General features: G+C 60.0%; 16 protein-coding genes and 4 pseudogenes. 8 read left to right on the forward strand and 12 right to left on the reverse strand.

Annotated features, from left to right (window positions below; translation table 11 throughout):
• Nucleotides 1-23 precede the first annotated feature (23 nt).
• Entirely contained in the window at nt 24-626 is a 603-nt protein-coding gene (locus O3W47_RS16060; RefSeq protein WP_174022650.1) for a nitroreductase family protein, read from the reverse strand.
• A gap of 128 nt (nt 627-754) precedes the next feature.
• Between O3W47_RS16060 and O3W47_RS16065 the strand changes: the two genes are divergently transcribed.
• The 8 genes and pseudogenes from O3W47_RS16065 (at nt 755) to O3W47_RS16100 (ending at nt 9012) form a co-directional block, all read left to right on the forward strand.
• A complete protein-coding gene (locus O3W47_RS16065) occupies nt 755-1597 on the forward strand; it encodes a fumarylacetoacetate hydrolase family protein (protein WP_127756442.1) in 843 nt (280 codons plus the stop codon).
• A gap of 126 nt (nt 1598-1723) precedes the next feature.
• A complete protein-coding gene (locus O3W47_RS16070; RefSeq protein WP_269314141.1) occupies nt 1724-2956 on the forward strand; it encodes a polyhydroxyalkanoate depolymerase in 1233 nt (410 codons plus the stop codon).
• Nucleotides 2957-3023: 67 nt separating this feature from the next.
• Nucleotides 3024-3792, forward strand: a pseudogene (locus tag O3W47_RS16075) (M48 family metallopeptidase).
• Between the two features lie 102 nt (nt 3793-3894).
• The gene (locus O3W47_RS16080; RefSeq protein ID WP_003521169.1) at nt 3895-4557 is read left to right on the forward strand and encodes a phosphoribosylanthranilate isomerase; all 663 of its coding nucleotides are present in this window, start codon (nt 3895-3897) and stop codon (nt 4555-4557) included.
• A gap of 1 nt (nt 4558) precedes the next feature.
• Nucleotides 4559-5779, forward strand: coding sequence for a tryptophan synthase subunit beta (trpB, locus tag O3W47_RS16085; protein ID WP_003521170.1), 1221 nt, complete (start codon nt 4559-4561; stop codon nt 5777-5779).
• Nucleotides 5780-5783: 4 nt separating this feature from the next.
• The gene (gene trpA / locus O3W47_RS16090; protein ID WP_003521171.1) at nt 5784-6623 is read left to right on the forward strand and encodes a tryptophan synthase subunit alpha; all 840 of its coding nucleotides are present in this window, start codon (nt 5784-5786) and stop codon (nt 6621-6623) included.
• Between the two features lie 27 nt (nt 6624-6650).
• Nucleotides 6651-7547: an acetyl-CoA carboxylase, carboxyltransferase subunit beta gene (accD, locus tag O3W47_RS16095; protein ID WP_127756437.1), complete on the forward strand. Its 897-nt coding sequence runs from the start codon at nt 6651-6653 to the stop codon at nt 7545-7547.
• Nucleotides 7548-7669: 122 nt separating this feature from the next.
• Nucleotides 7670-9012, forward strand: a pseudogene (locus O3W47_RS16100) (bifunctional folylpolyglutamate synthase/dihydrofolate synthase).
• 47 nt (nt 9013-9059) lie between these two features.
• On the opposite strand, the gene trxA reads toward O3W47_RS16100, so the two are convergent.
• From trxA to chvG, 11 genes and pseudogenes are all read right to left on the reverse strand, one after another.
• Nucleotides 9060-9380 carry a thioredoxin gene (gene trxA, locus O3W47_RS16105; protein ID WP_003505361.1) on the reverse strand — a complete coding sequence of 107 codons (321 nt, stop codon included), beginning with the start codon at nt 9378-9380 and terminating at the stop codon, nt 9060-9062.
• Nucleotides 9381-9457: 77 nt separating this feature from the next.
• Nucleotides 9458-13015: a double-strand break repair helicase AddA gene (gene addA, locus O3W47_RS16110; RefSeq protein WP_269314142.1), complete on the reverse strand. Its 3558-nt coding sequence runs from the start codon at nt 13013-13015 to the stop codon at nt 9458-9460.
• Entirely contained in the window at nt 13005-16190 is a 3186-nt protein-coding gene (gene addB / locus O3W47_RS16115; RefSeq protein WP_269314143.1) for a double-strand break repair protein AddB, read from the reverse strand. Before addB ends, addA begins: the two co-directional genes overlap by 11 nt.
• On the reverse strand, nt 16187-16924 hold the full coding sequence (locus tag O3W47_RS16120; protein ID WP_127756434.1) for a nucleotidyltransferase family protein: 738 nt from the start codon (nt 16922-16924) through the stop codon (nt 16187-16189). Before O3W47_RS16120 ends, addB begins: the two co-directional genes overlap by 4 nt.
• A gap of 16 nt (nt 16925-16940) precedes the next feature.
• Nucleotides 16941-18450 (reverse strand): annotated as a pseudogene (tsaE, locus tag O3W47_RS16125) (tRNA (adenosine(37)-N6)-threonylcarbamoyltransferase complex ATPase subunit type 1 TsaE).
• Nucleotides 18447-21029: a sensor histidine kinase gene (locus O3W47_RS16130; RefSeq protein ID WP_269314144.1), complete on the reverse strand. Its 2583-nt coding sequence runs from the start codon at nt 21027-21029 to the stop codon at nt 18447-18449. The pseudogene tsaE and the gene O3W47_RS16130 overlap by 4 nt, the downstream one beginning before the upstream one ends.
• 208 nt (nt 21030-21237) lie before the next feature.
• On the reverse strand, nt 21238-22638 hold the full coding sequence (gene ahcY / locus O3W47_RS16135) for an adenosylhomocysteinase (RefSeq protein ID WP_035264116.1): 1401 nt from the start codon (nt 22636-22638) through the stop codon (nt 21238-21240).
• Between the two features lie 128 nt (nt 22639-22766).
• Nucleotides 22767-23042, reverse strand: a complete 276-nt coding sequence (locus O3W47_RS16140; RefSeq protein WP_003521181.1) for an HPr family phosphocarrier protein — start codon at nt 23040-23042, stop codon at nt 22767-22769.
• Nucleotides 23043-23053: 11 nt separating this feature from the next.
• Entirely contained in the window at nt 23054-23455 is a 402-nt protein-coding gene (locus O3W47_RS16145) for a PTS sugar transporter subunit IIA (protein ID WP_003505374.1), read from the reverse strand.
• Nucleotides 23456-23580: 125 nt separating this feature from the next.
• Nucleotides 23581-24045 (reverse strand): HPr kinase/phosphorylase, encoded by a 465-nt coding sequence (locus O3W47_RS16150; RefSeq protein WP_003521182.1) that lies wholly within the window; start codon nt 24043-24045, stop codon nt 23581-23583.
• Nucleotides 24035-25824: pseudogene (chvG, locus tag O3W47_RS16155) on the reverse strand (two-component system sensor histidine kinase ChvG). The gene O3W47_RS16150 and the pseudogene chvG overlap by 11 nt, the downstream one beginning before the upstream one ends.
• Between the last annotated feature and the right edge of the window lie 45 nt (nt 25825-25869).

A 25869-nucleotide genomic window follows, 5' to 3' on the forward strand; every position in this document is an offset into this window, starting at 1 on the left:
GGCCTTTTGTCATTCGGAGAACATCAATCAACCTTGCCGGTGAAGCGCCCTTCGAAGGCCACATCCGAAAGGGGCAGACGCTTGCTCGGCACTTCCCGTTCCGCCAGATCCTCAGGGAGAACGGACTTGTCGGTCAGCGTGCCGATGGCGACCCCGGCCTCCACCTTGTAGCCTTCCGGGATGTTCAGTTTTTCAACGATCTTGTCCTTCAATATGCCAGCCATGCCATGGGCATGGTAACCGAGCAGGTGGGCCTGCATGGCAAGCGAAAACCAGGCAGCGCCCGCATCGAAGGAATGGGTCGCGGATGGTTTTTTCTCACCGTCGCGCGAGATGTTGTAGTCGCGGGAAATGACAAACAGCAGCACGGAGGCATTTTTTGCCCAGCGCTGGTTTCCCTCCATCAGCAGTTCCACGAAGAGCGGCCAGTCGTCGCTATCCTTGTGCGCATAGACAAACCGCCATGGCTGATAGTTGGAGGCTGAAGGCGCCCAGTGCGCGGCATCCAGAATGGTCATCAGATGCTGGGCCGGCATGGAGCTGCCGTCAAAGGCACGCGGAGACCAGCGGTCGAGGAAGAGGGGATCGACGGGATATTCGGATTGCCGGGAATTGCTGTTCGTCACGGGCCATGTCCTTTTGATTGACGGGAAGGAAAAGGTATTTTTCGAAACTTGGCGCAGTCAAGGGGTGACAAGTATGAATGCATCGTTCATATATGCATCACCTTGTCTGACAACCGGGAGAGAGTTCCATGAAATTGATGCGTGTCGGCCAGCCCGGCCAGGAAAAACCTGCAATCCTCGATGCGGAAGGAAAAGTCCGCGATCTGTCCGCCCATGTCAAAGACATTGGCGGCGAAGCTATTTCTCCCGAAAGCCTCAAGAAGATCGCCGCGATCGATCTCGGCACACTTCCGGTGCTGAACGAAGAGCGCATCGGCGCCTGCGTTGCCGGAACGGGAAAATTCATCTGCATCGGCCTCAATTTCTCGGACCACGCCGCTGAAACGGGCGCCACCGTACCGCCGGAACCGGTCATTTTCATGAAGGCGACCTCGGCCATCGTCGGTCCGAATGACAACGTCACCATTCCGCGCGGTTCTGAAAAGACCGACTGGGAAGTCGAACTCGGCGTCGTCATCGGCAAGACCGCCAAATACGTCTCGGAAGCCGATGCTCTCGACTACGTCGCCGGTTATTGCGTTTCGCACGATGTGTCCGAACGCGCCTTCCAGACGGAGCGTGCGGGGCAATGGACCAAGGGCAAGTCCTGCGACACCTTCGGCCCTATCGGCCCCTGGCTGGTGACGAAGGATGAAATCACTGACCCGCAGAACCTCGGCATGTGGCTGAAGGTCAATGGCCAGACCATGCAGGACGGCTCCAGCAAGACCATGGTGTACGGCGTCGCGCACGTTGTCTCCTATCTCAGCCAGTTCATGTCGCTGCATCCCGGTGATGTCATCTCCACCGGCACCCCGCCCGGTGTAGGCATGGGCCTGAAGCCGCCGCGTTACCTGAAGGCTGGCGATGTCGTGGAACTCGGTATCGAGGGCCTCGGTTCCCAGAAGCAGACCTTCGTCGCCGACATCTGATCGCCGGACGGCGTTCAACGGAAAGTGAGGCGTCGGCGGGAAACCGCCGGCGCCTTCGATTTTGTGCACCTGCGAAAAGCTGCTATGGTTGAAAAAAAGAGCGTGATCGCGAGGGAGGCGTCATCAGTGTTCTACCACCTCTATGAAATGAACCATGCGGCCATGGCGCCGCTGCGCGCCGGCGCCGACATGATGCGCCAGGCTTGCAACAATCCGCTCAACCCGCTTTCCAGCACGGCTTTCGGGAGAAGCCTCGACGCCGGTTTCGAGGTCTTTGAGCGCATGACGCGCCGTTACGCAAAACCGGAATTCGCTCTTTGCAGTACGATTGTCGATGGCGAGACCGTCAATATTGTCGAAGAGACGGTTTGGTCACGTCCGTTCTGCAATCTGCTTCATTTCAAGAAAGAACTTGATCCAGCCAGCCAGTCCGATCCGAAGGTGCTGCTGGTGGCGCCGATGTCCGGCCACTACGCTACCCTCTTGCGGGGGACTGTGGAGGCCCTGCTGCCTTCGGCGGATATTTACATCACCGATTGGGCCGACGCCCGCACGGTGCCGGTGAGTGAGGGCACTTTCGATCTCGATGATTACATCAGCTACGTCATCGAGATGCTGCGCGCGATCGGGCCGGGGGCGCATGTGGTCGCCGTCTGTCAGCCGTCCGTACCGGTGCTGGCCGCCGTTTCGCTGATGGAGGCCGATGGCGATAAATTCGCGCCGGCATCCATGACGCTGATGGGCGGTCCGATCGATACGCGCATCAACCCCACTGCCGTCAACGGTCTTGCCAAGGCGAAACCCATTGAATGGTTCTGCGACAATGTCGTCATGCAGGTGCCGTGGCCGCAGCCCGCTTTTGGCCGCAATGTCTATCCCGGCTTCCTGCAACTCTCCGGCTTCATGTCGATGAACCTCGACAAGCATATGACGGCGCACAAGGATTTTTACCTCAACCTCGTCAAGAATGACGGCGATTCCGCTGAAAAGCATCGCGAATTTTACGATGAATATCTGGCTGTCATGGATCTGACGGCGGAGTTCTATCTGCAGACAGTGGAAACGGTCTTCATTGATCATGCGCTTCCGAAAGGGAACATGCTGCACCGGGGCAGGGCGGTCGATCCCGCGGCCATTCGCAATGTCGCATTGTTTACGGTGGAAGGCGAGAACGACGATATTTCCGGCGTTGGCCAGACAAAGGCCGCGCATGATCTCTGCCGGAACATTCCTGAAGACAAACGCGCCCATTACATGCAGCCGGATGTCGGTCACTATGGTGTCTTCAACGGTTCGCGCTTCCGCAAGGAAATCGTGCCGCGCATGCTGGACTTCATCCGCAAACACCAGGCAGCTTAGGGCAGACGGCCGGCCGTGCCGCGCATTTGCATGGCCAAGCGATGGACGAATCGGCTATGAAGGGTTCATGTTTTCGCTCCTCAGAAAATCCCTGAAATCGCCGGCCCCAAAGAAGGTTGCACCGAGCCAGCGCACCGTCGCCGTGGCGGGCAGGCAGGTGCCGATCACGGTCAGGGAGAATCCGCGCGCCACGCGCATTACGCTGCGCATCGAACCGGGTGGCAGGGCGCTGAAGTTGACGATCCCGATGGGCCTGCATCACCGTCAGGTGGATGATTTTCTCGAGAGGCATCAGGGCTGGCTGGAAGGCAAGCTTGTAAAATTCAGCCCCGACGACGGTTTACGTCCCGGTGCGACCATCGATATTCGCGGCATAGCCCACCGTATTGACCATACTGGCAGCCTGCGAGGGCTTACACATACCGCGAAAGACGCCGACGGGGTGGCCGTTCTGAAGGTCAGCGGCGCGCCGGAACATCTGAGACGACGGATAGCGACATTTCTGAAAAAGGAAGCGAAGGCGGATCTGGAGCGACTGGTTGCCGTTCACGCGCGCGCAGCCGGGCCGGCCGGTGCGTTCCATCAGCATGAAGGATACGCGCAGCCGATGGGGTTCCTGTTCCCATGACGGCAATCTGAGCTTTTCCTGGCGCATCGTCATGGCCCCCGAAAGGGTCATCGACTATCTCGCCGCCCACGAGGTTGCGCATCTGAGCGAAATGAACCACGGCCCGAAATTCTGGGCATTATGCGAAAAGCTCTGCCCGCATACGGAAGAAGCCAAGAGCTGGCTGAAACGCCACGGTTCCAAACTTCACGCCATCGATTTCGATTGAAACCTGCGGCGCGGATCGCCATCTGGATTCACGTGAAACATTCCATCGGAAATGGATGCGATTTGGCTCGACTCTTGTCGCATTTCATGTCAGGTCGCGGGTATGAAACCGGATATCAAGATTTGCGGATTGAAGACACCGGAAGCGCTGGAGCGCGCCGTCAGGCGTGGCGCGTCCCATGTCGGTTTTATTTTCTTTGAAAAGAGCCCGCGCAACATCGAGCCCGATATTGCCGGCAGGCTGGCGGAAGCCGCCCGAGGCGCCGCCAAGGTGGTTGCCGTCACCGTCAATGCCGATAATGATTATCTCGATGAAATCGTCGATCTCGTAAAACCGGACATCCTGCAGCTGCACGGCAATGAAAGCCCGGAGCGGCTGCTGAACATCAAGGCGCTGTATGGCCTGCCTGTCATGAAGGCGATTTCCATTCGCGATGCCGCTGATCTTGCCAAAATCGACCCTTATATTGGAATAGCCGACCGTTTTCTGCTGGATGCCAAGGCGCCCGCCGGTTCCGAGCTTCCTGGCGGCAACGGCGTCTCCTTCGACTGGACCATCCTGCGATCACTTGACGGAAGTGTGGATTACATGCTTTCCGGGGGATTGAACAAGGACAATGTCGCCGAGGCGCTGGCGGAGACCAGGGCAAGCGGACTAGATTTATCGTCCGGTGTGGAAAGCGCGCCGGGCGTCAAGGATCTGTCCATGATCGACGCATTTTTCGATGTGGTGAATGATTGGTCGAAAGGCCCAAAGGGAGCTTGAAGTGAACGACGCGCCAACACCCAATTCTTTTCGCGCTGGTCCCGATGAGGACGGCCGTTTCGGCATTTACGGAGGTCGCTTCGTTGCCGAAACGCTGATGCCGCTCATTCTGGATTTGCAGGCGGAATGGGACAAGGCCAAGACCGATCCCGCGTTTCAGGCAGAACTCAAGCATCTCGGCGCGCACTATACCGGTCGTCCGAGCCCGCTTTATTTTGCGGAACGCCTGACCGCGGAACTTGGCGGCGCGAAGATCTATTTCAAGCGCGAAGAGCTGAACCACACCGGCTCGCATAAGATCAACAATTGCCTTGGCCAGATACTGCTTGCCAAGCGCATGGGCAAGACCCGCATCATCGCCGAAACCGGCGCCGGCCAGCACGGCGTTGCCTCCGCTACCGTCGCTGCACGCTTTGGCCTGCCCTGCGTCGTTTATATGGGCGCGACGGATGTTGCCCGTCAGGCCCCGAATGTGTTCCGCATGAAGCTTCTGGGCGCCGAGGTGAAGCCGGTAACGGCTGGCCACGGCACCCTGAAGGATGCCATGAACGAGGCCCTGCGCGACTGGGTCACCAATGTCGAGGACACCTATTATCTGATCGGCACCGCGGCCGGCCCGCATCCCTATCCGGAAATGGTCCGCGACTTCCAGGCCGTTATCGGCGAGGAAGCCAAGGCGCAGATGCTGGAGGCGGAAGGCCGCCTGCCGGATCTGGTCGTGGCAGCCGTGGGCGGCGGCTCGAACGCTATCGGCATCTTCCATCCTTTCCTCGATGACAAGAATGTCCGCATCGTCGGTGTCGAAGCCGGTGGCAAGGGTCTTTCGGGCGACGAGCATTGCGCTTCCATCACCGCCGGTTCGCCAGGTGTGCTGCATGGCAACCGCACCTATCTGCTGCAGGATGAGGACGGCCAGATCAAGGAAGGCCATTCGATCTCCGCCGGCCTCGATTATCCCGGCATCGGCCCTGAGCATTCCTGGCTGAACGATATCGGCCGCGTGGAATATGTGCCGATCATGGACCATGAGGCGCTGGACGCCTTCCAGATGCTGACGCGCCTTGAAGGCATCATTCCGGCTCTCGAGCCGAGCCACGCCTTGGCCGAGGTCATCAAGCGCGCACCGAAGATGGGCAAGGATGAAATCATCCTGATGAACCTCTCCGGTCGTGGCGACAAGGATGTCCACACCGTCAGCAAGTTCCTTGGAATGGATGTATAAGATCATGACTGCACGTATGGACAAGCGCTTCGCCGATCTGCGCGCTGAAAATCGCCCGGCCCTGATTACCTATTTCATGGGCGGCGACCCGGATTTCGAAACCTCGCTCGGTATCATGAAGGCCCTGCCGGAAGCAGGCGCCGACGTCATCGAACTCGGCATGCCCTTTTCCGACCCGATGGCGGATGGTCCGGCCATTCAGCTGGCCGGCCAGCGCGCGCTGAAGGGCGGCCAGACGCTGAAGACGACGCTCGATCTCGCCCGCGAGTTTCGCAAGCAAGACGATGCAACGCCGATCGTGATGATGGGCTATTACAATCCGATCTATATCTACGGCGTCGAAAAGTTTCTGGACGACGCAATCGCGGCCGGCATCGATGGCCTGATCGTTGTCGATCTGCCGCCGGAAATGGACGATGAGCTCTGCATCCCCGCACTCGCGCGCGGCATCAACTTCATCCGTCTGGCGACGCCAACGACAGATGGCAAGCGCCTGCCTGCCGTCCTTAAAAATACCTCAGGTTTCGTTTATTACGTCTCGATGAACGGTATCACCGGTTCAGCACTTCCCGATCCCTCGTTGATCTCGGGCGCTGTCGGTCGTATCAAGGCGCATACGGAACTGCCGGTCTGTGTCGGTTTTGGCGTCAAGACGGCCGATCATGCAAAAGCGATCGGTGCCGTTGCGGATGGCGTTGTGGTCGGTTCGGCCATCGTCAACCAGATTGCGGGTAGCCTGACCAGGGACGGGCAGGCGACCGCCGATACCGTGCCGGCCGTTACGACGCTGGTAAAAGGACTTTCAACGGGCGTGCGTGCGTCGCGCCTTGCCGCTGCGGAATAAGCGCGCGGCCCAGTCAGGAGTAGACAGTTGAACTGGATCACCAATTACGTTCGGCCGCGGATCAATTCCATGCTCGGCCGCCGCCCGGAGGTTCCGGAGAACCTGTGGATCAAGTGCCCGGAAACGGGCGAGATGGTCTTCCACAAGGATCTGGAAGACAACAAGTGGGTCATCCCGGCTTCCGGCTACCATATGAAGATGCCGGCCAAGGCGCGCCTTGCCGATCTTTTCGATGGCGGCGTCTATGAGGCACTGCCGCAGCCGAAGGTGGCGCAGGACCCCTTGAAGTTCCGCGATTCCAAAAAATACACCGACCGTCTGCGCGACAGCCGCACGAAGACCGAGCAGGAAGACACGATCCTTGCCGGTGTCGGCCTCCTGAAAGGCCTGAAGATCGTCGCCGTCGTGCATGAATTCCAGTTCATGGGCGGATCGCTCGGCATTGCCGCCGGCGAAGCCATCGTCAAGGCCTTTGAGCGTGCCATTTCCGAGCGTTGCCCGCTCGTGATGTTCCCGGCCTCGGGCGGCGCGCGTATGCAGGAAGGCATTCTTTCGCTGATGCAGCTGCCGCGCACCACGGTTGCCGTGAACATGCTGAAAGAAGCCGGCATGCCCTATATCGTGGTTCTGACGAACCCGACGACCGGCGGCGTCACTGCCTCCTACGCCATGCTGGGCGATGTGCATATCGCCGAGCCGGGCGCCGAGATTTGCTTCGCAGGCAAGCGCGTGATCGAGCAGACCATTCGCGAAAAGCTTCCCGAAGGCTTCCAGACCTCGGAATATCTGCTGGAACACGGCATGGTGGACATGGTGATCGACCGCCGCGAAATTCCCGACACGCTGGCCAATCTGCTCAAGATCATGACCAAGGCGCCTGCTGACAACGCAAATGCGGTCATCCCGCTGGCCGCTTCGGCCTGAGGAAAAAAATATGTCGCCCGGAGGCATAAACTGCCTTCGGGATGATGCTATACGTTGCATGATTTCATCTTTGGTGCGGCGGACAAATGGCAAGCAAAACGCCTGAAAGGCGAACGGAAGACATGACGAAGCCCGCGATCGGTGAGGCCGAGAAGATCATCGAAGAGCTGATGCAGCTCCACCCCAAGGGGTTCGATCTTTCGCTCGATAGAATTTCCCGGCTCCTTGAGAAACTCGGCAATCCTCAAAATAGAATGCCGCCCGTCATCCATGTCGCCGGCACCAACGGCAAAGGCTCGGTCAGCGCCTTTTGTCGGGCCTTGCTGGAAGCAGCCGGACTTCCCGTGCACGTGCATACCAAGCCACATCTCGTCAATTGGCATGAACGCTATCGCATCGGTGTGGCCGGTGAGAGGGGGCGCTTTGTCGATGATGCTGTCTTCGCGGATGCTCTGCGCCGTATTGAAGTTGCCAACGAAGGCCAAAAGATTACCGTCTTCGAGATTCTGACTGCAGTTATGTTCCTTCTTTTTCGGAACATCCGGCTGACGCAGCTATCGTCGAAGTGGGTCTTGGTGGGCGTTTCGATGCGACCAATGTGATCAACAACCCCGCTGTCTCTATCATTATGCCGATTTCGCTCGATCACGAGGCTTATCTCGGTGACCGCGTTGAGTTGATCGCGGCGGAAAAGGCGGGAATCATGAAAAAGGGTTCCCCCGTCGTCATAGGCCATCAGGAATATGATGCGGCGCTCGAAACGCTCGTCGCCACGGCGGAGCGGCTCGGTTGCCCGGTATCGGTCTATGGGCAGGATTTTTCCGCCCATGAAGAATTCGGCCGTATGGTCTATCAGGATGAGTTCGGCCTGGCCGATGCGCCGCTGCCGCGTCTTCCCGGCCGCCATCAGCTTGCCAATGCCGCTGCCGCGATCCGCGCCGTCAAGGCCGCCGGTTTCGAGGTGACGGAACGGATGATCGAAAAAGCCATGACCTCTGTGGAATGGCCCGGCCGTCTGCAGCGCATCCTGACCGGCAAAATCGCTGAAATGGCCCCGAAGGATTCGGAAATCTGGATCGATGGCGGTCATAACCCCGGCGCGGGCGAAGTCATCGCCGAAGCCATGGCCGGCTTTGAGGAAAAAACACCCCGCCCGCTGTTCATCATTGCAGGCATGATCAATACCAAGGATCCGGTGGGCTATTTCAAGGCCTTCGCCGATATTGCCGAATATGTCTTCACCGTGCCGATTGGCGGCACGGATGCGGCGATCGATCCCGTCGTGCTTGCTCATGCGGCCTTCGATGCCGGTCTGGTGGCAGCGCCGACATCGTCTCTGACTCATGCCTTGGAGGAGCTGTCGCGCCGCTTCGACCCTGAAGGGCCGGCGCCGCGCATCCTGATCGGCGGTTCGCTTTATCTTGCCGGCAACGCGCTTGCCCTGAACGGCACGGTTCCCCAATAAAAAAGCCCGGCAGCGATGCCGGGCTTTTTTCATTCCATTGGTGTCGCTTACGCGGCGCCGGAAATCCAGGCGGAAAGCGCTGTCTTGGGAGCAGCGCCAACCTTGATGTCGGCCACTTCGCCGCCCTTGAACATGGCGAGCGTCGGGATGGAGCGCACGCCGAACTGGGCAGCCAGTTCCGGGTTTTCGTCGATGTTGAGCTTCGCGACCTTGACCTTACCGGCCAGCTCGGACGAAATTTCCTCAAGGCTCGGTGCGATCATCTTGCACGGGCCGCACCATTCGGCCCAGAAATCCACCACGACGGGTTCGGCGGATTCGAGGACTTCGGACTGGAAGTTGGCGGCATCGACTTTTACGGTAGCCATATCTGGCTCTCCTTTCAGCTAAACTTTTCCGCTATCGATGTGATGCGGGCGCGTCGGAATTTCAATGCCCCGGTATCTCACTTTGTCTTTATTGCGGCAAGAGCCTGCGTCATTGCATCATCGTCAACCCGCACAAAAGCGGCATTTTCCGTATAGATCAGCGCGCAGACAAATTCCTTGCCGGGATAGAGCGGTGCAAGAATTTCGCGATAGATGGCAAGCTGCGCGGTGTGGGAGAAAGGTATCTCGCGTGCCGTGCGCGGCGGAACCCGGTTCGTCTTGTAGTCGACCAGAATAACGCGATCACCATCCACCGCCAGCCGGTCGACGCGGCCGGAGACGGCATAGTGCTGCCGGCCGATCGTCATCGTGCCCATGATGGAGATTTCCGCGCGGCTGTTGGCGGAAAAGGCCGGTTGCACCGCCGGTTCGGAGATGACCCGCAAAACCGCCCGGATCAAATGCTCACGTTCGGCCGTAGGCCAGAAACGGGCCGCTCGCTCCGCATAGCGGCGGGCAGCCTCTTCCCGCTCCGTCTCGGCTAAATCCGGCAGCGCCTGCAACATGCGATGCACAAGCCGGCCGCGCTGTAGCGCCAGCGAAGAAACATCGGATTTCTCGCCGAAAAGCGGCGAACGCACGGCAAGGTCATCCGCACCGTCATCGATGATCGTGCCTGCACCGGAGGGGCTGAGCGGCCTTGGCAAGGAGGGCAGGGCAGGCAGTGGAGCAAGCAGCCCGGCCGGAAGAGCATATTCTTCGTCCTGCTGCTTCTCCGGCAGTTTTTGCGGGAGAGACGTCACGCGAGCCTCGGATTTACGCCAGACAAGCCCCTGCCATTCCTCGCCATCGGCCGTGAAAAGCTGCGGCTTGCAATGGTCTTCATTGTTGGCAAGCGCCGCCTTGACGATGGCATGCCAGCATTCGGGATTTTCCTTCTGACCGCGATAACCGCAGACGACGAGGTGATCGGCGGCGCGCGTCATCGCCACATAAAGCAGCCGTCGATATTCGTCTTCGGCTGCCGTCTTCAGCCGTTCTTCGTCCGAGCGAATGAGGTGGTTTGAAAAGCCGCTGCCGGGCAGCCAGACCGGGAAAGCGTCGTCACCGGCTTCAACAAAGCGCAGTTTCGGCACATGGCTGTGATTGAAGGCCTTCGAACCGCCGTCGACGACGAACACCACCGGCGCTTCCAGGCCCTTGGAGGCGTGCACGGTCATGATGCGCACTTCGCCACGGTCCTTGTCCTGCTCGCGTTTCACTTCCGGTGAATCGGTTTCCAGAACGGAGAGAAAGGCCTGAAGGCCGGGCAGACCGGTTCTTTCGTGGTCCAGCGCGAATGACAGGAATTCATCGAGAACGTCGCTCGCCTCGTTGCCAAGCCGGCCGAGGAATTTCTTGCGCCCGTCATGCAGGGTCAGCACCGCTGCAAAGAAATCATGCACGGTGGCCGTCTTAGAAAGCGCGATGAAACCTTCCAGCCTGGCGGTAACGGTGGAAAGATGGCTGTTCTCTTCCTGCGAAAGGATCTGCAGCCGTTTCCAGACGCTCTCCGTTTCCGATCGCATGGCGGCGATGTTGAAAACGTCATCTTCGGTCAGGTTGAAGAGCGGGCTCTTCAACAATGCGGCGAGCGAAAGATCGTCTTCGGGCAGGACAACGAAATGTCCGAGCGCCAGAAGATCCTGCACGGCAATGTGGTCGGTCAGGCGAAGGCGGTCGGCACCGGCAACGGGGATGTTCTTGCGTCGTTTCAGCTCGCGCGTCAGCGCATTGACGAAGGCATGGCGTTTTCTGACGAGAACCAGAATATCGCCGGGCTCCACGGCGCGCTCAACGCCCTTTTCGATGATGGTCTCGCTTCCGATCATATCGGCGATGCGGGCGGCGATCCGGCGGGCGACGATGGTGGCCGGCGCACTTTCACGCAAGGCATCGAAGGGCGCTGTCCAATCCTCTTCGTCTTCGGCGGTTTCCGGCGCCACCATATCCCACACCTCCACGGTGCCGGGATGGCCGGCGCGGTTGGATCGGTGTTCCACCGGCTCGTTATCGGCACTGAGACCGCTGGCGTTATTCGGGTCTGAAAACACCTGATCGACGGCGGCCAGAACATCCTCCGTGGACCGGAAGGAAAGCGGCAGCCGGATGCGGTGAAAGGCCTGCTCGACGGAATCGACGCGCTTTTTGGTTTCTTCGCGCTCCTGCGAAAACCGTTCCGGCCGGGCGCCCTGGAATGAATAGATCGACTGTTTTTCATCGCCCACGGCAAACAGCGTGCGCCGCCCCAGGCGGGCGCTCTCGCCGGTGAAGAAATCCGCCGCCAGCGACTGGATGATCGACCATTGCACCGGGCTGGTATCCTGCGCCTCGTCAACGAGAATATGGTCGATGCCCTGATCCAGCTTGTAGTGCACCCAGGCGCCCGCCGTATCGCGGTTGAGAAGGTTGGCCGCGCGCTCGATCAGGTCTTCGAAATCGAGCTGGCTTCGCTGTTTCTTCAGGTCTTCGAAATCGCCGATCAGCCTTTCGGCCAGAACAAGGGCGCATTTTGTCGCCGCCAGCATCCGCACCAGACGATAACGGTTGCGGCAGGAAACGACATGGTCCCGCGCCAGTGTCAGCGCATCGAGAAGTTCGGGGGCGGATTTCTGCATGCCCTTGTTGATGACATAGGCATCCGATTTCTTTTCGCCCTTGGCTGTCAGCAACGCCGCTTCGATGAATTCCATCCGCCGCACGGGGTCCGACTGTCGTTTTGCCTCCCGGAGCGCATAAGCGACTTCGATGACGCGTGTTCCACCCACCTCGTCGGCAAGGGTGAGATACGTATCGAGCGCAAGGCCTGAAAGGCCGGGCAGAGGCCAGAAGGCTGCCGCCGCGGTTTCTTCGGTTTCCCCATCTGCGATCTGCATCGCCTGCCGCAACCGCGCATCGATGCCGCCTGACTGTTTGGCGTCCAGAAGAAAGGCGCGAAGGGCGCTGCGATTGGCGATGATGGCGGAAAGCAGCGATTCCAAACCGCTTTCGTCCGCCAGATCGAGCACGTAAGCGAGCGATTGCGCGAGCTCCGCGTCCCGCTCCATCGAAACCGCCGTCAAAAGCGAACGGCGTGCTTCGGCGAGCAGCGTGGTTGCGGCGCGGTCGTCAAGAACGGAGAAATGGCCGGCGACATTGGCTTCCAGGGGGAACTGATGCAGCAACGCCTCGCAGAAGGCGTGGATCGTCTGGATTTTCAACCCGCCCGGCGTTTCCAGCGCCTTGGCAAACAGCCTGCGCGCTTCGGCAAGCTTGATGCGATCCGGCGCCTTGCCTTCGATGGCGGCGATGCGGTCCTTGAGATCGGAATCCGGCAAAGTAGCCCATTCTGCCAGACGGTCGAAGACGCGGCTCGACATTTCCGACGCCGCGGCCTTGGTATAGGTGAGGCAGAGGATGGCCGAGGGTCGGCACCCGGCCAGAAGGAGGCGGATGACGCGCTGGGTCAGAACATGGGTCTTGCCTGAGCCGGCATTGGCCGACACCCATGCGGAACTGGCGGGATCGGAGGCAAGCCGCTGCCGGGCGCTGGTCCAGTCGATCCAGCTTTCAGGCGTATCGGCGGCGGGGCCGGCGTCGAAGGGATCAATCGTCATCGCCATCTCCCGGTTCTGCCGTCGACCATTCCGAAACGCGGGCGAGGTGATCATATTCCCCGCCATAGGATTGCTGCTCTTCCGGCACGAGGCGGGAGGCGAAACCGTTTTCGCCATTGCGCAGGGAATGAACGAATTTCGTGAGCTGTTCGATCGATTCCGTCGCGAGTTCAATCGCCGATTTAGGCGGTCTTTTGCCGCTTCGGCTGGAATGTTCGTTATTGACCTGATCGGCAAAAAAACGCTCGCCCGGCCGCAGGCGAACGTAGATCAGGTTTTCCGGTGTGGGCGAACCGGCTTCGCGGAAGGCGCCGCGCATCAGTGCGGCCGCCTCCAGCGCAAGCTGCGGATCGAGCAGAGCGCGCGCCTGATTGACGGAAGGCGCAAGCCCCGTCTTGTAGTCGATAATATCCGCCTGACCGTTTGTCTTGATGTCGATGCGGTCGGCGATCCCCGTCAGCCTTATGCCCGCTTCGGCAATTTCCTGCCCAGCGCGAGCCTCGTAGAAGCTGTGGCGAATGGATGGATGACGTTCTTTTTCCCAGTCGATGAAGGCGCGTGCCACCGCTGCAAAACGCGGCCGCCAGATGACATCCACATGGGGAGGCAGGTTTTCCGCATCGAAACATTCGTCGAGAATGCGCTGCATGGCCGAAAGCGAGGCCGGTGTGCCGGGAATATGCCCCTCACGGGAATAGCGCTCGATGATCGCGTGATAGAGCGTGCCGCGATCGGCGGCGTTCGGATCGCGATTGAAGGGGTCGAGCGGGTCCAGCTTCAGGATGCGCCGCGCATAGATCGAATAGGGGTCGCGGCGCAGGCGGCCCACTTCGCTGAAGGAATAGCGCGTCGGCTGCAACTTGGCTGGCGGTTTCGGGGCAGGGCGCTTTGCCGCTTCCTGATTGATGCTTTCATCCATCAATCCCGCCCAATGACGATAGGTCTCGCCGCGCTTCCTGAGTTTATCGGCAAAATCCTCGCCGCCCAGCGCCAGAAGACGCTGCAGCCAGCGCGAGGCGACAGCGGGCGTTGAGCCCTGCCTCAGCGCGCGGGTGTAAAAAATCTGCCGGGTGCCATTTGCCATCTCGAAATCATGCGCCAGCTGGCCGATGCGCCGTTCCGGCGGTTCGAGGCCAATGGCGGTCTTCATGGTGCGGGACAGGAATGGATTATTCGCCGTCTGCCCCGGCCAGAGTCCTTCATTGAGACCGCCGATGACGACGGTATCGACGCTTTGCAGCCGCGCCTCAAGCGCGCCGAAGATGAAAATGCGCGGATGGCGCATCGATCTTGGCTTGATCGATTCGCCAGCTACCAGGGCCGCAAAAATATCGATCCATTGCGGTCCATCCGCATCGAGGATTTCACCGCTTTCCATCAGCTCGCCGAACAGTTCGGAAAGCTTGTCTCCCGCTTCACCGGACCAGAGCGCGGCAAGATCGCTGTTTTCATCCGCGCAGATGGCTTCGATCACGCGGCCCGTCCGCTCCGCCCAAACGGACAATGGCAATTTATCGGTGAAGGCGCGACCGGACCGATCTCTGCGGACAAAGGCGGAACCGAGCGGCTCCGTCGCAACGGCAATCCGCCTTGCCAGATCGCGCGCGGCCTCCGCGCTTGCCTCCGGCAGCGCCAGCCGCCAGGCAGGCGGGTGCCGGTCGTCGCGCTGCGCCAGAAGCTGCGCCTCCAGAACCGCTTCCAGATTGCCGATTTCGGTCTCCACACGGCCGCCGCGCAGCGCGATCAGCTCCAGCGCTTTGGAGGCTTTCGCGAAAGCTTCATTGGAAAGGCCGAAACGGCTGAGCGGATGTTTCAGAAGGGAGATAATCGGCACCGGGTCGCCGGGCCTCAGAATGGCTTCCAGCGCCAGCTGCGTCAGCCCGGCTTGCGGGGTGGCGGAAAGCGGCGTACCGGCCGAGTCGTCGGCTTCGATGCCGAAGCGCTGGAGTTCCGTCGCCACGCGCCGCGCCAGTCCGCGGTCTGGGGTTATCAGCGCTGCCTGAGACGGACGTCCAGCGCCGGGCGCTTCAAGCGCCAGCCGCAAAGCCACCGCGATGGCCGTCGCTTCCTCGCGCTCATTGGCGGCTTCTATCAGCGTGGCCGTCGCGAAGGCGTCGTCGAAAAAGCCGGGGTCCCTGTCCTCACGCCAGCGATTCCAGTCGCTGGTGGACTTGGCCGGCGCGAGTGCGGCCGAAAACACGGCTGCGCGCTTTTCCAGGTCGCCATCGATGGCGCCGATCTGAACCACGTCGTCGCGCAGTATGCCGAGCTTCTGCAGCAGCATATAAAGCCCATATTGCGAGTGGGTGCGGCTCGAAGGATCGGTAGGGTCCTCGGCGATTGCCTCCCATTGTTCCTCCGGCATGGCAAGGTCTAGACCCGGAAGTACGACGGTACCCTGGGGCAGTGCCGCAACGGCGGCGATGAGATCGGCCGCGGCAGGAATGGAACCCGTCGACCCGGCGACGATGATCGGTCCCGTATCCGGCAAATTGGCAAGCCGGTTCGCTTCCGCCCGCAGGATGGCGTTGCGATGCCGGCCGGCCGAGGAACGGTTAAGTTCGGCAAGCCGCGCCGGCCAGAAGACGCTGGCGATCCGCAGGAAATCCGCCGTCAGCTGCCACCATTGCGCATGAACGCCAGTATCGAGATGCTGAAGCGCTTCCCAGTCCTTTTCTTCCGTATCCATGGCGTCGATCACCTCGCCAAGCGCACGCGCCAGCCAAATGGCGTCTGCGGGGCTGGCGGGGGCGACAAGCGGCGAATCCGAGTGAATTGCCCGGATGGCGTCCGGCAGGCTGTTGCGCCAGGCGAGAATGAGACGCGCCAGTTCGATCAGCCGGCCGGTGCCAGAAATCGGCGGCGCCAGATCCATGATTTCAGGATTTTCGATCTCGAAAAAGCCGCTGTCGTCATCCGTTTCGCCGAGCGGCCGGATCAGCGGCAGAATGGCGGACCGGCCGCCCAGAAGATCGACGAATTCGGAGCGCAGCACACGGGCGGAGCGCCGCGTCGGCACATAGATCGTCACCTTGGCAAGTGACAGCGGATCGGCTGGGTCGTATTTATAGCCGGCTGTCAGTGTCCCGTCGCACAGCGTTTCCGCGAGCGTCTTGAGGAACGGTGTTCCCGCAGCGATCGTCAGAACGCGCTTTGCGTGGTGGGTGAGCGTCATGCAGAGCGTTTTTCCCTGAATTGGCGGATGATGCTTTCAGCATCTTCTATCGCATCCGGCGTGCCGACGGTGATCCAGTGGCCATCCAGAGAAAGCCCGAAAAGCCGGTCTCTTTCAATGGCGCGGTCGAAATAGATATTGAGGTTGAAGGCATCCGCCGGCGCATCGTCCAGCAGTCGGGAATCCATGGCGATGGCTCCGGCATAAACCACGGGGTTCGGATCGCCATCGCGATACCGCGCCAGTTTTCCATCGGCGGAGAGGTTGAAATCCCGCTTGCCATTGTGCCCGGTGGTGCGGTCCATGTCGACGCAGAGCAGCGCCATGTCCATTCGGGTCGGGTCGAAGAATTGCGCAAGCTTGCGCAGGTTGCTGACCGCATTCAGCTGCTCGCCAATCCAGAAGAGATCGGCGTTCATGACGAAGACCGGGCCGGGTTCCAGAAGCTTCAGGCCCTTGGCGAGACCGCCGCCGGAATTCATCAGTTGCGACCGCTCGTCGGAAATCAGGATTTCGGCGTCGGTGCGCTGCTCAAGATGGGCGACCATCTGTTCCGCGTGGTGATGAACATTAACGACAATGGTTTCCGCACCGGCTTCGACAAGGGCGTCGAGCGCATAGTCGATCATCGGCTTGCCTGCGATCTGGACGAGCGGCTTCGGGATCGTATCCGTGATCGGGCGCATCCGCGTGCCAAGCCCGGCGGCCAGCACCATCGCATTTTTAATCGTCATCGTGGTCAACCGTCTTTCAGTCGTCGAATTCCATGCCCATGCGCAGGCACCAGTCTTTGAGCGGTGCGAGTTCCGGATGCGAAAGCGCTGCACTGAGATAGCGGAACGTCCTCGGCATATGTTTCATATAACCGGGTTTTCCATCCCGTTCCAACAGCCTCACCCAGATACCGGCGAGCTTGCAGTTGCGCTGCGCCGACATGATGGCGAAAGCCTTGAGGAAGGACGCCTCATCGAAAGAGGGCGCGCTTCTCCTGCTGTCAAGATAGTGCGAAAGCAGGCGCGCCTGCAATTCGGGTGAGATGGTGACACGGGCGTCCTGCACGATGGAGGCAAGATCGTAAGCGCTCGGGCCGATCATCGCGTCCTGATAATCGATCAGGCCGACCTGCCGGATGCCGCTGTTTTGCGACTGCCATATAAGGTTGGGCGAATGGAAATCGCGCAGCACGAGCCCCGTTTCGCAGTCGGCGAGCTGGTCGATCAGCGTGTCCCATAGAGCGTAATAGTCGCTCTTTTCGCTATCGGTGAGCGATTTACCGCGTTTATGCGGCAGATACCACTCCGCCAGCAGCGAAACCTCGATCTTCATCGCCTGCCGGTCGAAGGGGGAACCTCATAGGCGCTGCCGTCACCCACTGGCAGCAGCCGGGGCCGCGGGGCCTGATGAAGGGCGGCGAGACAGGCGACGCTTTGCAGATAGCGGTCCTCTATCGGTGTTCCGTCAGGCGCCAGCACCCCTCCTGCCCGAGGTCTTCCAGCAGGAGAATGCCTTGATCGGTATCCGCCGCCAGAATCTCCGGCGCGCAAAAGCCGCTATTTCTCAGATAATTGCCGATTGCCACAAAGGAACGCGCATCCTGGGCAAGATGGGCGATTTCCGCATAGGTCTTCCCGTCAGCGACAATCGCTCCTCGCATGGGCCGTCGCCAATCCATAAGGATAAGGTTCGGGCCGCCAGTGGAAACGGTCTCATAGGCGCGAGTGGAGGCGTCACCGCTCAGAAAACGCCGTGCCGCATCGCCCTTGCCATTTTTTGCGAGAAATGCGCGGATGGCGAAAACCCGTTCAAGCCGTGCTTTCAGCTTTGCCGGAGCCTCGATGGAGGCGAGCCGCCCTTCGCCGGAATGCGTCAGCCGGAGCGTTACGGTCTGCTCCGACGGCAGAATCTCGGCGGCTATATCCGGCCACTCGATCAGGCAGATGCCATCCTCCAGCATCTCATCGATACCGAGTTCGTCCAGTTCCGAAACATCCGAAAGCCGGTAGAGATCGAGATGGGCGACTGGAATGCGGGCGGCATAGGTCTGGATGATCGTGAAGGTGGGGCTTGGAACTTCGAGATCCGGCTCGTCCGCCATTGCCCGGATGAAGGCGCGGGCAAGCGTCGATTTGCCGGCGCCAAGATCGCCGATCAGGGCCAGACAATCGCCGGGCTTCAAAGCCAGCGCAAGGTCTTCACCTAGCCTGATGGTGTCTTTTTCTCCCGCAAGGGGAATGGTGATCGGCAAGATGTCTTCGCTCATTCTGCGGCGATGGAATGCGGCCGTGTGCCGGAAGGAATGCGGCACGTGACGATGGTGCCGTTGCCGGGCCGGCTGTCGATGCTGACGGTGCCATGATGCAGGCTGACGAAGCTTTCGACGATGGAAAGACCAAGCCCCGCACCGGTTCGCCGCCCGCCATTGCCGCGCGTCGAGAAGCGGTCGAACACGCTCTTCAACATGTCCTCGGGAATGCCCGGACCCTTATCCGCCACCGAGAACACGAAGTCGCCTTCGCTGCGCTGGCAGGAAAGCTGCACGGAGGAACCTTCGGGTGCGAAATTGATCGCATTGGTCAGAAGCTTGATGAGAATCTGCTTCAGCCGCTGGTGATCGGCCACCAGACTGCCGAGATGGGCCGGTGCAACGATTTCGAGCGAAATTCCGCTCTCCTGCAGCCGGTCGGCGATCTGCACCGAAACATCGTCGAGCAATTCGTTCAGATCGTTTTCCGAATAATTGAGCTGCATGATGCCGGCATCGACGGTCGCGAGATCGAGAATATCGTTGACGATGGTCAGGAGCACCGAAGACGAGGTGGAAATATGATCGAGATATTCCGCCTGCCGTTCCGTCAATTGTCCGATGCCGGGTGTCTTGAGGAGATCGGTGAAGCCGATGATATTCGTTAGCGGCGAACGCAGCTCGTAGGAAACATGCTGCACGAAATCGTTCTTAAGCTCGTCGGCCTTCAGAAGCGCGTCGTTCTTTTCTTTCAGTGCCCGTTCGGCCCGAACGCTGTCGGTCATGTTGACGAAGGTCAGCATGGTCTGTGCGTCCGGCAGCGGAATGATGGCGTAGTCGAGCACGAGGCCGGAAAGCAGTTCCAGCGTGCCCTGCCGCGACGGCCGCTCATCGTCGAAGCTGGTAATGAACTGGCTGAAGGCGCGCCAGCCGTCCGGCCGGTCATAGGATTGCGTGCAGGCGGTTTCGATGGCGCGGATATGGGTGCCGGTCTCGGCCTGTTCCGCGGTCACGCCCCAGAGCGCCCGGAATGCCGGGTTGGACAGGCGAATGCGCCCATCGGCGCCGAACACGGCCACACCTTCGGCCAGATGGTCGATGGTTTCGCCCTGCACCTTTACAAGCGTGTTGTAGCGCATCTGCAGATCGACCTGCTCGGTCAGGTTCTCGAAAACCCAGGTCGCGCCGCCCTGCGGATGGGCAGTCGCGATAACCCGCAGGGTCTGGCCGTTCGGCAGGTGCCAGAGATCAGTCTTGGTATCCAGCGAACGATAGACGGAAAGCGCCGTCTCCTTCCAGTTCTTCCAGTTCAGCTGCTCCGGCAATTTGCCGGTGGTGCGCAGCCTGTCCAGAAGCTCGGAATTGTCAGGGCTGGATTCGAGGAAAACGAGATCGAGACCCCAGAGAGCCGCAAAAGCCTGATTGTAGAATTGCAGCCGCTGCCGGCCGTCGAAAATGGCGACAGGCGTTGCCAGATGATCGAGCGTTTCGGCGTGGCTCTTCAGAACCCGCTTGAGTTCCTCGCCGATGGTCTCGGCCTCGGTGGCATCGATGGCGATGCCGGCAGACCCACCCGCCGTCTTGATGTCGACAACGTCAAAGAAGGTGCGGTTTCCGGAAACCACCGTCGAAATACGGTCGTGATAGGGCGATTCCGGCGTCGCGGCCGCGCGTATCTTCTGCCGGGTGACCGTGTTCAGCAGTTCGCGTTTTTCATGAACGGCCTGTTCGGTGTCACGGGCATCCACCGCCTGGGCATAGGCGTGGTTGACCCAGATGAGGTCACCTTCGCCATTGCGCCGCCAGACGGGCTGCTCGATGGAATCGAGAAGTTCCTGAAAGGTCGAGACGGAAGCGATCAGGCGCTCGCGCTCCACCTGCAATTCCGCGAGTTCGGCGCGCAGATTGTTGAGCGCTATGAAACGCGCAAAGGCATTGCCCCCGGAAACCCGGCCCTGAACTTCAATGACTTCGCCGCGCTGCGTCTCGATGGTCAGGTCGAAACTCTGGGCATGGCTGCGGAGTTTTTCGATGGATTTTTCAAGCTGGCTTGCGGATGCCGGTTTCAGCCATCGGCCAAAGGCCAGAAAATCCTGATCCGCCAGCGGCACACCCGTCTCGGCCGGTAGCTGTCCCAAAAATTCGGGCCGCTTGTCCGCGCCGTCCCAGATGACGATGCGGCGGCTCTTGTCGGAAATCAAAGCTTCGTATTTCGCGATCTTGTGGTGGGACTGGGCAAGCGCCTGTCTGTATTCGCTGCTTTCCGCCTCGATATTACCGCGCTGGCGCACCAGCCAGACGACGGAAAACAGCGTTGCCGAAAGCATGCCGACGAAAAGCGAATAAGTGATGGTTTCTCCGGATGAGAACAACCGCGCGCCGGTCTTTGCCACAAGCCCGTCCTGGGCCAGCGCCACGCTTGCGGAGCCGGCCAGAACCGTGCCCGACATCAGGACAGGAAGCCTCGCAAAGCCTGTCCGAACCGCACTGACGACCTGCCGGCAACGCGCGAGAGCCGCGCTCAATGCCACGCCCGCTTGCGTGTTTTCAACGCGTTGAACTGTCTGCTTGCGCAGATCCGAATTTTGAACCGACATCCCCGGTCTGTCTCCGTCCTATGTGCCGCATCTTCGACAAGACATCCCATTTCGTCCCCGCCGCCCTTTGGCGTGTCCGAATCAAGTCTGATGACAATACCGCCTTCATAAATCTGCGAAAAGGGAGCGCGCAAAAAAGATGCCGCGCGCTTTGTCAAGCGCGCGGCATCTAGATATTGTGTAATTTCAGTGGATATTAACTATGAAATTAATATCTGTAGTGTTCCGCCTTGAACGGGCCTTCCTTGGAGATGCCGATATAATCTGCCTGCAGATCAGAAAGTTCAGTTAGCCGCACACCGAGCTTCTCAAGGTGAAGACGCGCGACCTTCTCGTCGAGGTGCTTCGGGAGCACGTAAACTTCGTTCTTGTATTCGCCCTGCTTGGTGAAGAGCTCAATCTGGCCAAGCACCTGGTTGGTGAAAGACGCAGACATGACGAAGGACGGGTGGCCGGTGGCGTTGCCGAGGTTCAGCAGGCGGCCTTCGGACAGAAGAATGATGCGGTTGCCCTTCGGGAACTCGATCATGTCGACCTGTGGCTTGATGTTCGTCCACTTCAGGTTACGCAGCGATGCGACCTGAATCTCGTTGTCGAAGTGGCCGATATTGCCAACGATGGCCATGTCCTTCATCTCGCGCATATGCTCGATGCGGATCACGTCCTTGTTGCCGGTGGTGGTGATGAAGATATCGGCGGAAGAGACGACGTCTTCCAGGCGAACAACCTCGAAACCGTCCATGGCGGCCTGAAGCGCGCAGATCGGATCGATTTCGGTGACCTTCACGCGGGCGCCGGCGCCCTGAAGCGAAGCGGCAGAACCCTTGCCCACATCGCCGTAACCGCAGACCACGGCAACCTTGCCGGCCATCATCACGTCGGTTGCGCGGCGAATGCCGTCCACCAGCGATTCCTTGCAGCCGTATTTGTTGTCGAACTTCGACTTGGTGACGCTGTCATTGACGTTGATCGCCGGGAAGGGCAGCAGGCCCTTTTTGCTGAGATCGTAAAGACGGTGAACGCCGGTCGTCGTTTCTTCCGTGACGCCCTTCAGTGCGTCGCGCTGCTTGGTGAACCAGCCGGGCGAAGCCTTCAGGCGCTTGTTGATCTGCGCGAAGAGAATTTCCTCTTCTTCCGAACCGGGGTTGGAAAGAACGTCCTCACCGGCTTCGGCGCGTGCGCCGAGCAGGATGTACATGGTGGCGTCGCCGCCATCGTCGAGGATCATGTTAGAGAGGCCGCCATCGGCCCACTGGAAGATCCTGTCGGTGTATTCCCAATATTCCGTCAGGGTTTCACCCTTGACGGCGAATACCGGGATGCCGGCTGCAGCAATGGCGGCCGCCGCATGATCCTGCGTCGAGAAGATGTTGCAGGAGGCCCAGCGGATGTCCGCGCCGAGTTCCTTCAGCGTCTCGATGAGAACGCCGGTCTGGATCGTCATGTGAAGCGAACCGGTGATACGTGCGCCCTTCAGCGGCTTGCTTTCGCCGAATTCCTTGCGGCAGGACATCAGGCCCGGCATTTCGGTTTCGGCGATGTCCAGTTCCTTGCGGCCGAATGCGGCAAGGTTGATATCGGCGACGATGTAGTCCTTCTCAAGGCTCATGAAGTTCTCCAGATCAGAAACGCCGCGCCTTGCGGCCCGGCTCGTAAACGTAGCAGCGGTTTAGCAGGCCACGAACGATCTGGCAATGATGATATAAAGAAGTCTTTATGTCTTTATATGGTGCCGGCTCAGGCTTCTTCGCCGAAGCGGTCGGCGACAAGCGCCTCCAGTGCTTCCAGCGCTTCTTTCGCCTGATTGCCGCTTGCCTCGACATAAACGCTGCAGCCGGGGCTTGCCGCCAGCATCATCAGGCCCATGATGGAGGTGCCGCCAACGGTCATGCCATCCTTGGAAACCGTGATCGTCGCGTCAAAACCTTCGACCATCTGCACGAATTTAGCAGAAGCTCGGGCGTGAAGACCGCGTTTGTTGATGATCGGTAGTTCCCGGGAGAATGGCGACATGGGCTGACTTCTCACTTGCCGCTTAAAACGCGGCTGGCGACGTTGATATATTTGCGGCCGGCATCGGATGCATCCTGAAGGGCCTTGTCCATATTATCTTCGCTGCGAACACCGGCAAGCTTGATCAGCATGGGAAGATTGACCCCTGCGATGACTTCGACATTGCCGTTATTCATGACGGAAATCGCGAGATTGGAAGGCGTGCCGCCGAACATGTCCGTCAGGATGATCACGCCATTGCCGTCATTGGCGCGTGCAACGGCGTCGATGATATCCTGCCGGCGCTGATCCATGTCGTCTTCGGGACCGATACAGACCGTCTCGATCAATTTCTGGGGACCGACGACATGCTCCAACGCATGGCGAAACTCCTCAGCCAGCTTGCCATGGGTGACAAGCACTAGTCCGATCATGAAATGCTCCCTTGCACACGCACTCTCATTGCCGACTATCGCAACGCGGCAATCCTGTCCATCGGTGGGATTTCATCTTGATGAGGAAAATGCGAATCGCAAGCCTAAAATCGCCCGAATCATCGTCACTTCACATTCGTTTCAAAAAGATTCTGAGCAAGTGCAGCAAATTTTCCATAGGGCGTAAGACTGGAAAGCGGAATGCGCAGAAGCCTGATATGCCCGCCACAGGGCAGGGAAAACACCTCGTCATCTTCGGGAAGTCTTGGATTTGTCCCTGAAAGAACTGTCGTGACGGCAAAATGTAGTGGAGCGCGCGCAACGCTTTTGACGGAAACAATGCCGCTGCCGCGCAATTCCAGCAGGCCGGCGATTGCGTCCGGCCGCTCGGCAATGATGTTGTCGCCATCGCGATACACGAAAATCTGATCGTCCGCGATCAGCGCCGCCGGCAATCCGCAGCGTTCCGCCTCCGTCAGGAAGCTGAAGGCAAGCTCGCTTTTGCCGCTGCCCGACGGTCCGACGAAAAGGATGCCGGTGTCTTGAACGGTGATGGCGGTGGCGTGCAGGTTGAAGCGTTCAGCGTTCATGGGTTTCGGCCGCCGGCAGCGACAGGGTGAAGCGCGCGCCGGAAATCACGCCATATTTGTCGACCACGTTTTCCGCCCGCAGACTGCCGCCATGGGCTTCGGCGATCTGACGGCTGATGGAAAGGCCAAGGCCGGAATTCTGTCCGAACCCTTCGCTCGCCGGCCGGTCGGTGTAGAAGCGCTCGAAAATCCGGTCGATGTCTTCGGCCTGAATGCCGGGCCCGTTATCCTCCACCTGCACGATGCAACGATCCTTGTGACGGGAGAGGCGAACGGTGATGCGGCCGCTTTCTTCGGCAACGAAGGAGCGCGCATTCTCGATGAGGTTGGTTACGATCTGGCCGATACGCAGATCGTGGCCATTCACCACGAATGAGGTCTTTGCGCCCGCTTTCCGGTCGACAACATAGTCGATCGTCACGCTTTTCTTCTTGGTGCTTATCTGGCGGGATATGTCCACCAGACCCTTCATCAGCATGTCGAGATCGAGCGGCGAGGCGTCGGCGCGCGCCAGTTCGGCATCGAGCCGCGAGGCATCCGAAATGTCGCTGATCAGGCGGTCGAGGCGGCGCACATCGTGGAAGATGATTTCGGTCAGGCGCTGTTTCGACTCTTCGGTCCTGGCGCGCGGCAGGGTTTCCACGGCGCTGCGCAGCGAGGTCAGCGGGTTCTTGAGTTCATGGCTGACATCGGCGGCGAAGCTTTCGATGGCGTCGATGCGGTCGTAAAGCGCCGTCGTCATTTCACGCAGCGCAATCGAAAGATTGCCGATCTCATCCTGACGCGCCGAGAAATCCGGTATTTCCTCGCGGGTTCGCGCCCCGCGGCGCACGCGAATTGCGGCAGCGGAAAGCCGCCGCAGCGGCGTGGCGATGGTCGAGGACAGGAGCAGCGACAGCACGATATTGACCAGCGTGGCGATGCCGAAGACACGCATGATGGCAAGGCGCTCGGCATGCACGATCTTGTCGATATCGCCCGCCTGCGTGGAGAGCAGCAGAACGCCGAGCACCGCCCGGAAGCGTTGCACCGGCACTGCCACCGAAACGATCAGCTCGCCCTTTTCGGTAACGCGCACCACCGCGCCCCGCACACCCGTCAGCGCATTCATCACTTCGGGATAGATCGAGCCGTCGCCGCCAGGCGCTTCCTTATATTGCGGCAGGCTGCTTGGCTGCAGCATGCGGTTGAACATGCTGGTGAACCAGTCACCCCAGGTCTGCGTCTCCGGCGTCACCGGCGGCAGATCGAAGCGCAGCACCTGGCCGCGCGAATAAAGATGACGGGAATCAAGCAGCAGATTGGCGTCGGCATCGAACAACCGCGCGCGTGTGCGCGTCGGCGAAATCAGTCGCCGCAGCACCGGTGCCACCCGCTCCGGATTGATCGGGAAACTCAAGTCCTCGTCATTGGGGGCAGGGGTGATGCTTTGCCCCGCCTGCAATTCGAGCAGCTTTTCCGGATTGATGGTGATCGAGTTGGTATCGACCGAGGCGGAGGCGGAGACCGCACCGGCGATGATCTCACCCTGCGTCAGCAGGCTTTCCACGCGCGCATCGATCAGCCCTTCGCGGAACTGGTTGAGATAGAGAATGCCGCCGACCAGAACCACCGTCGCCGCGACGTTGAAAAAAGGATGCGGCGCGTGAGGCTGGAAAACACCGCATTGCCGAAAATGCGCCGGATGATCGTCAGCGGATGGATACGATGGCGGCGTTCGCTGCCGCGTTCTTCGGCATCGTCGCTGTCCGAGACGGTTTCCGGCGTTTTCTTCAACACGTATTCAAGTCCTCACCACCCCCGGATCGGGCGGTCCCTTCTGCG

It is taken from the genome of Agrobacterium sp. LMR679 (genome assembly GCF_027157905.1).
Lineage (GTDB): Bacteria > Pseudomonadota > Alphaproteobacteria > Rhizobiales > Rhizobiaceae > Agrobacterium > Agrobacterium leguminum.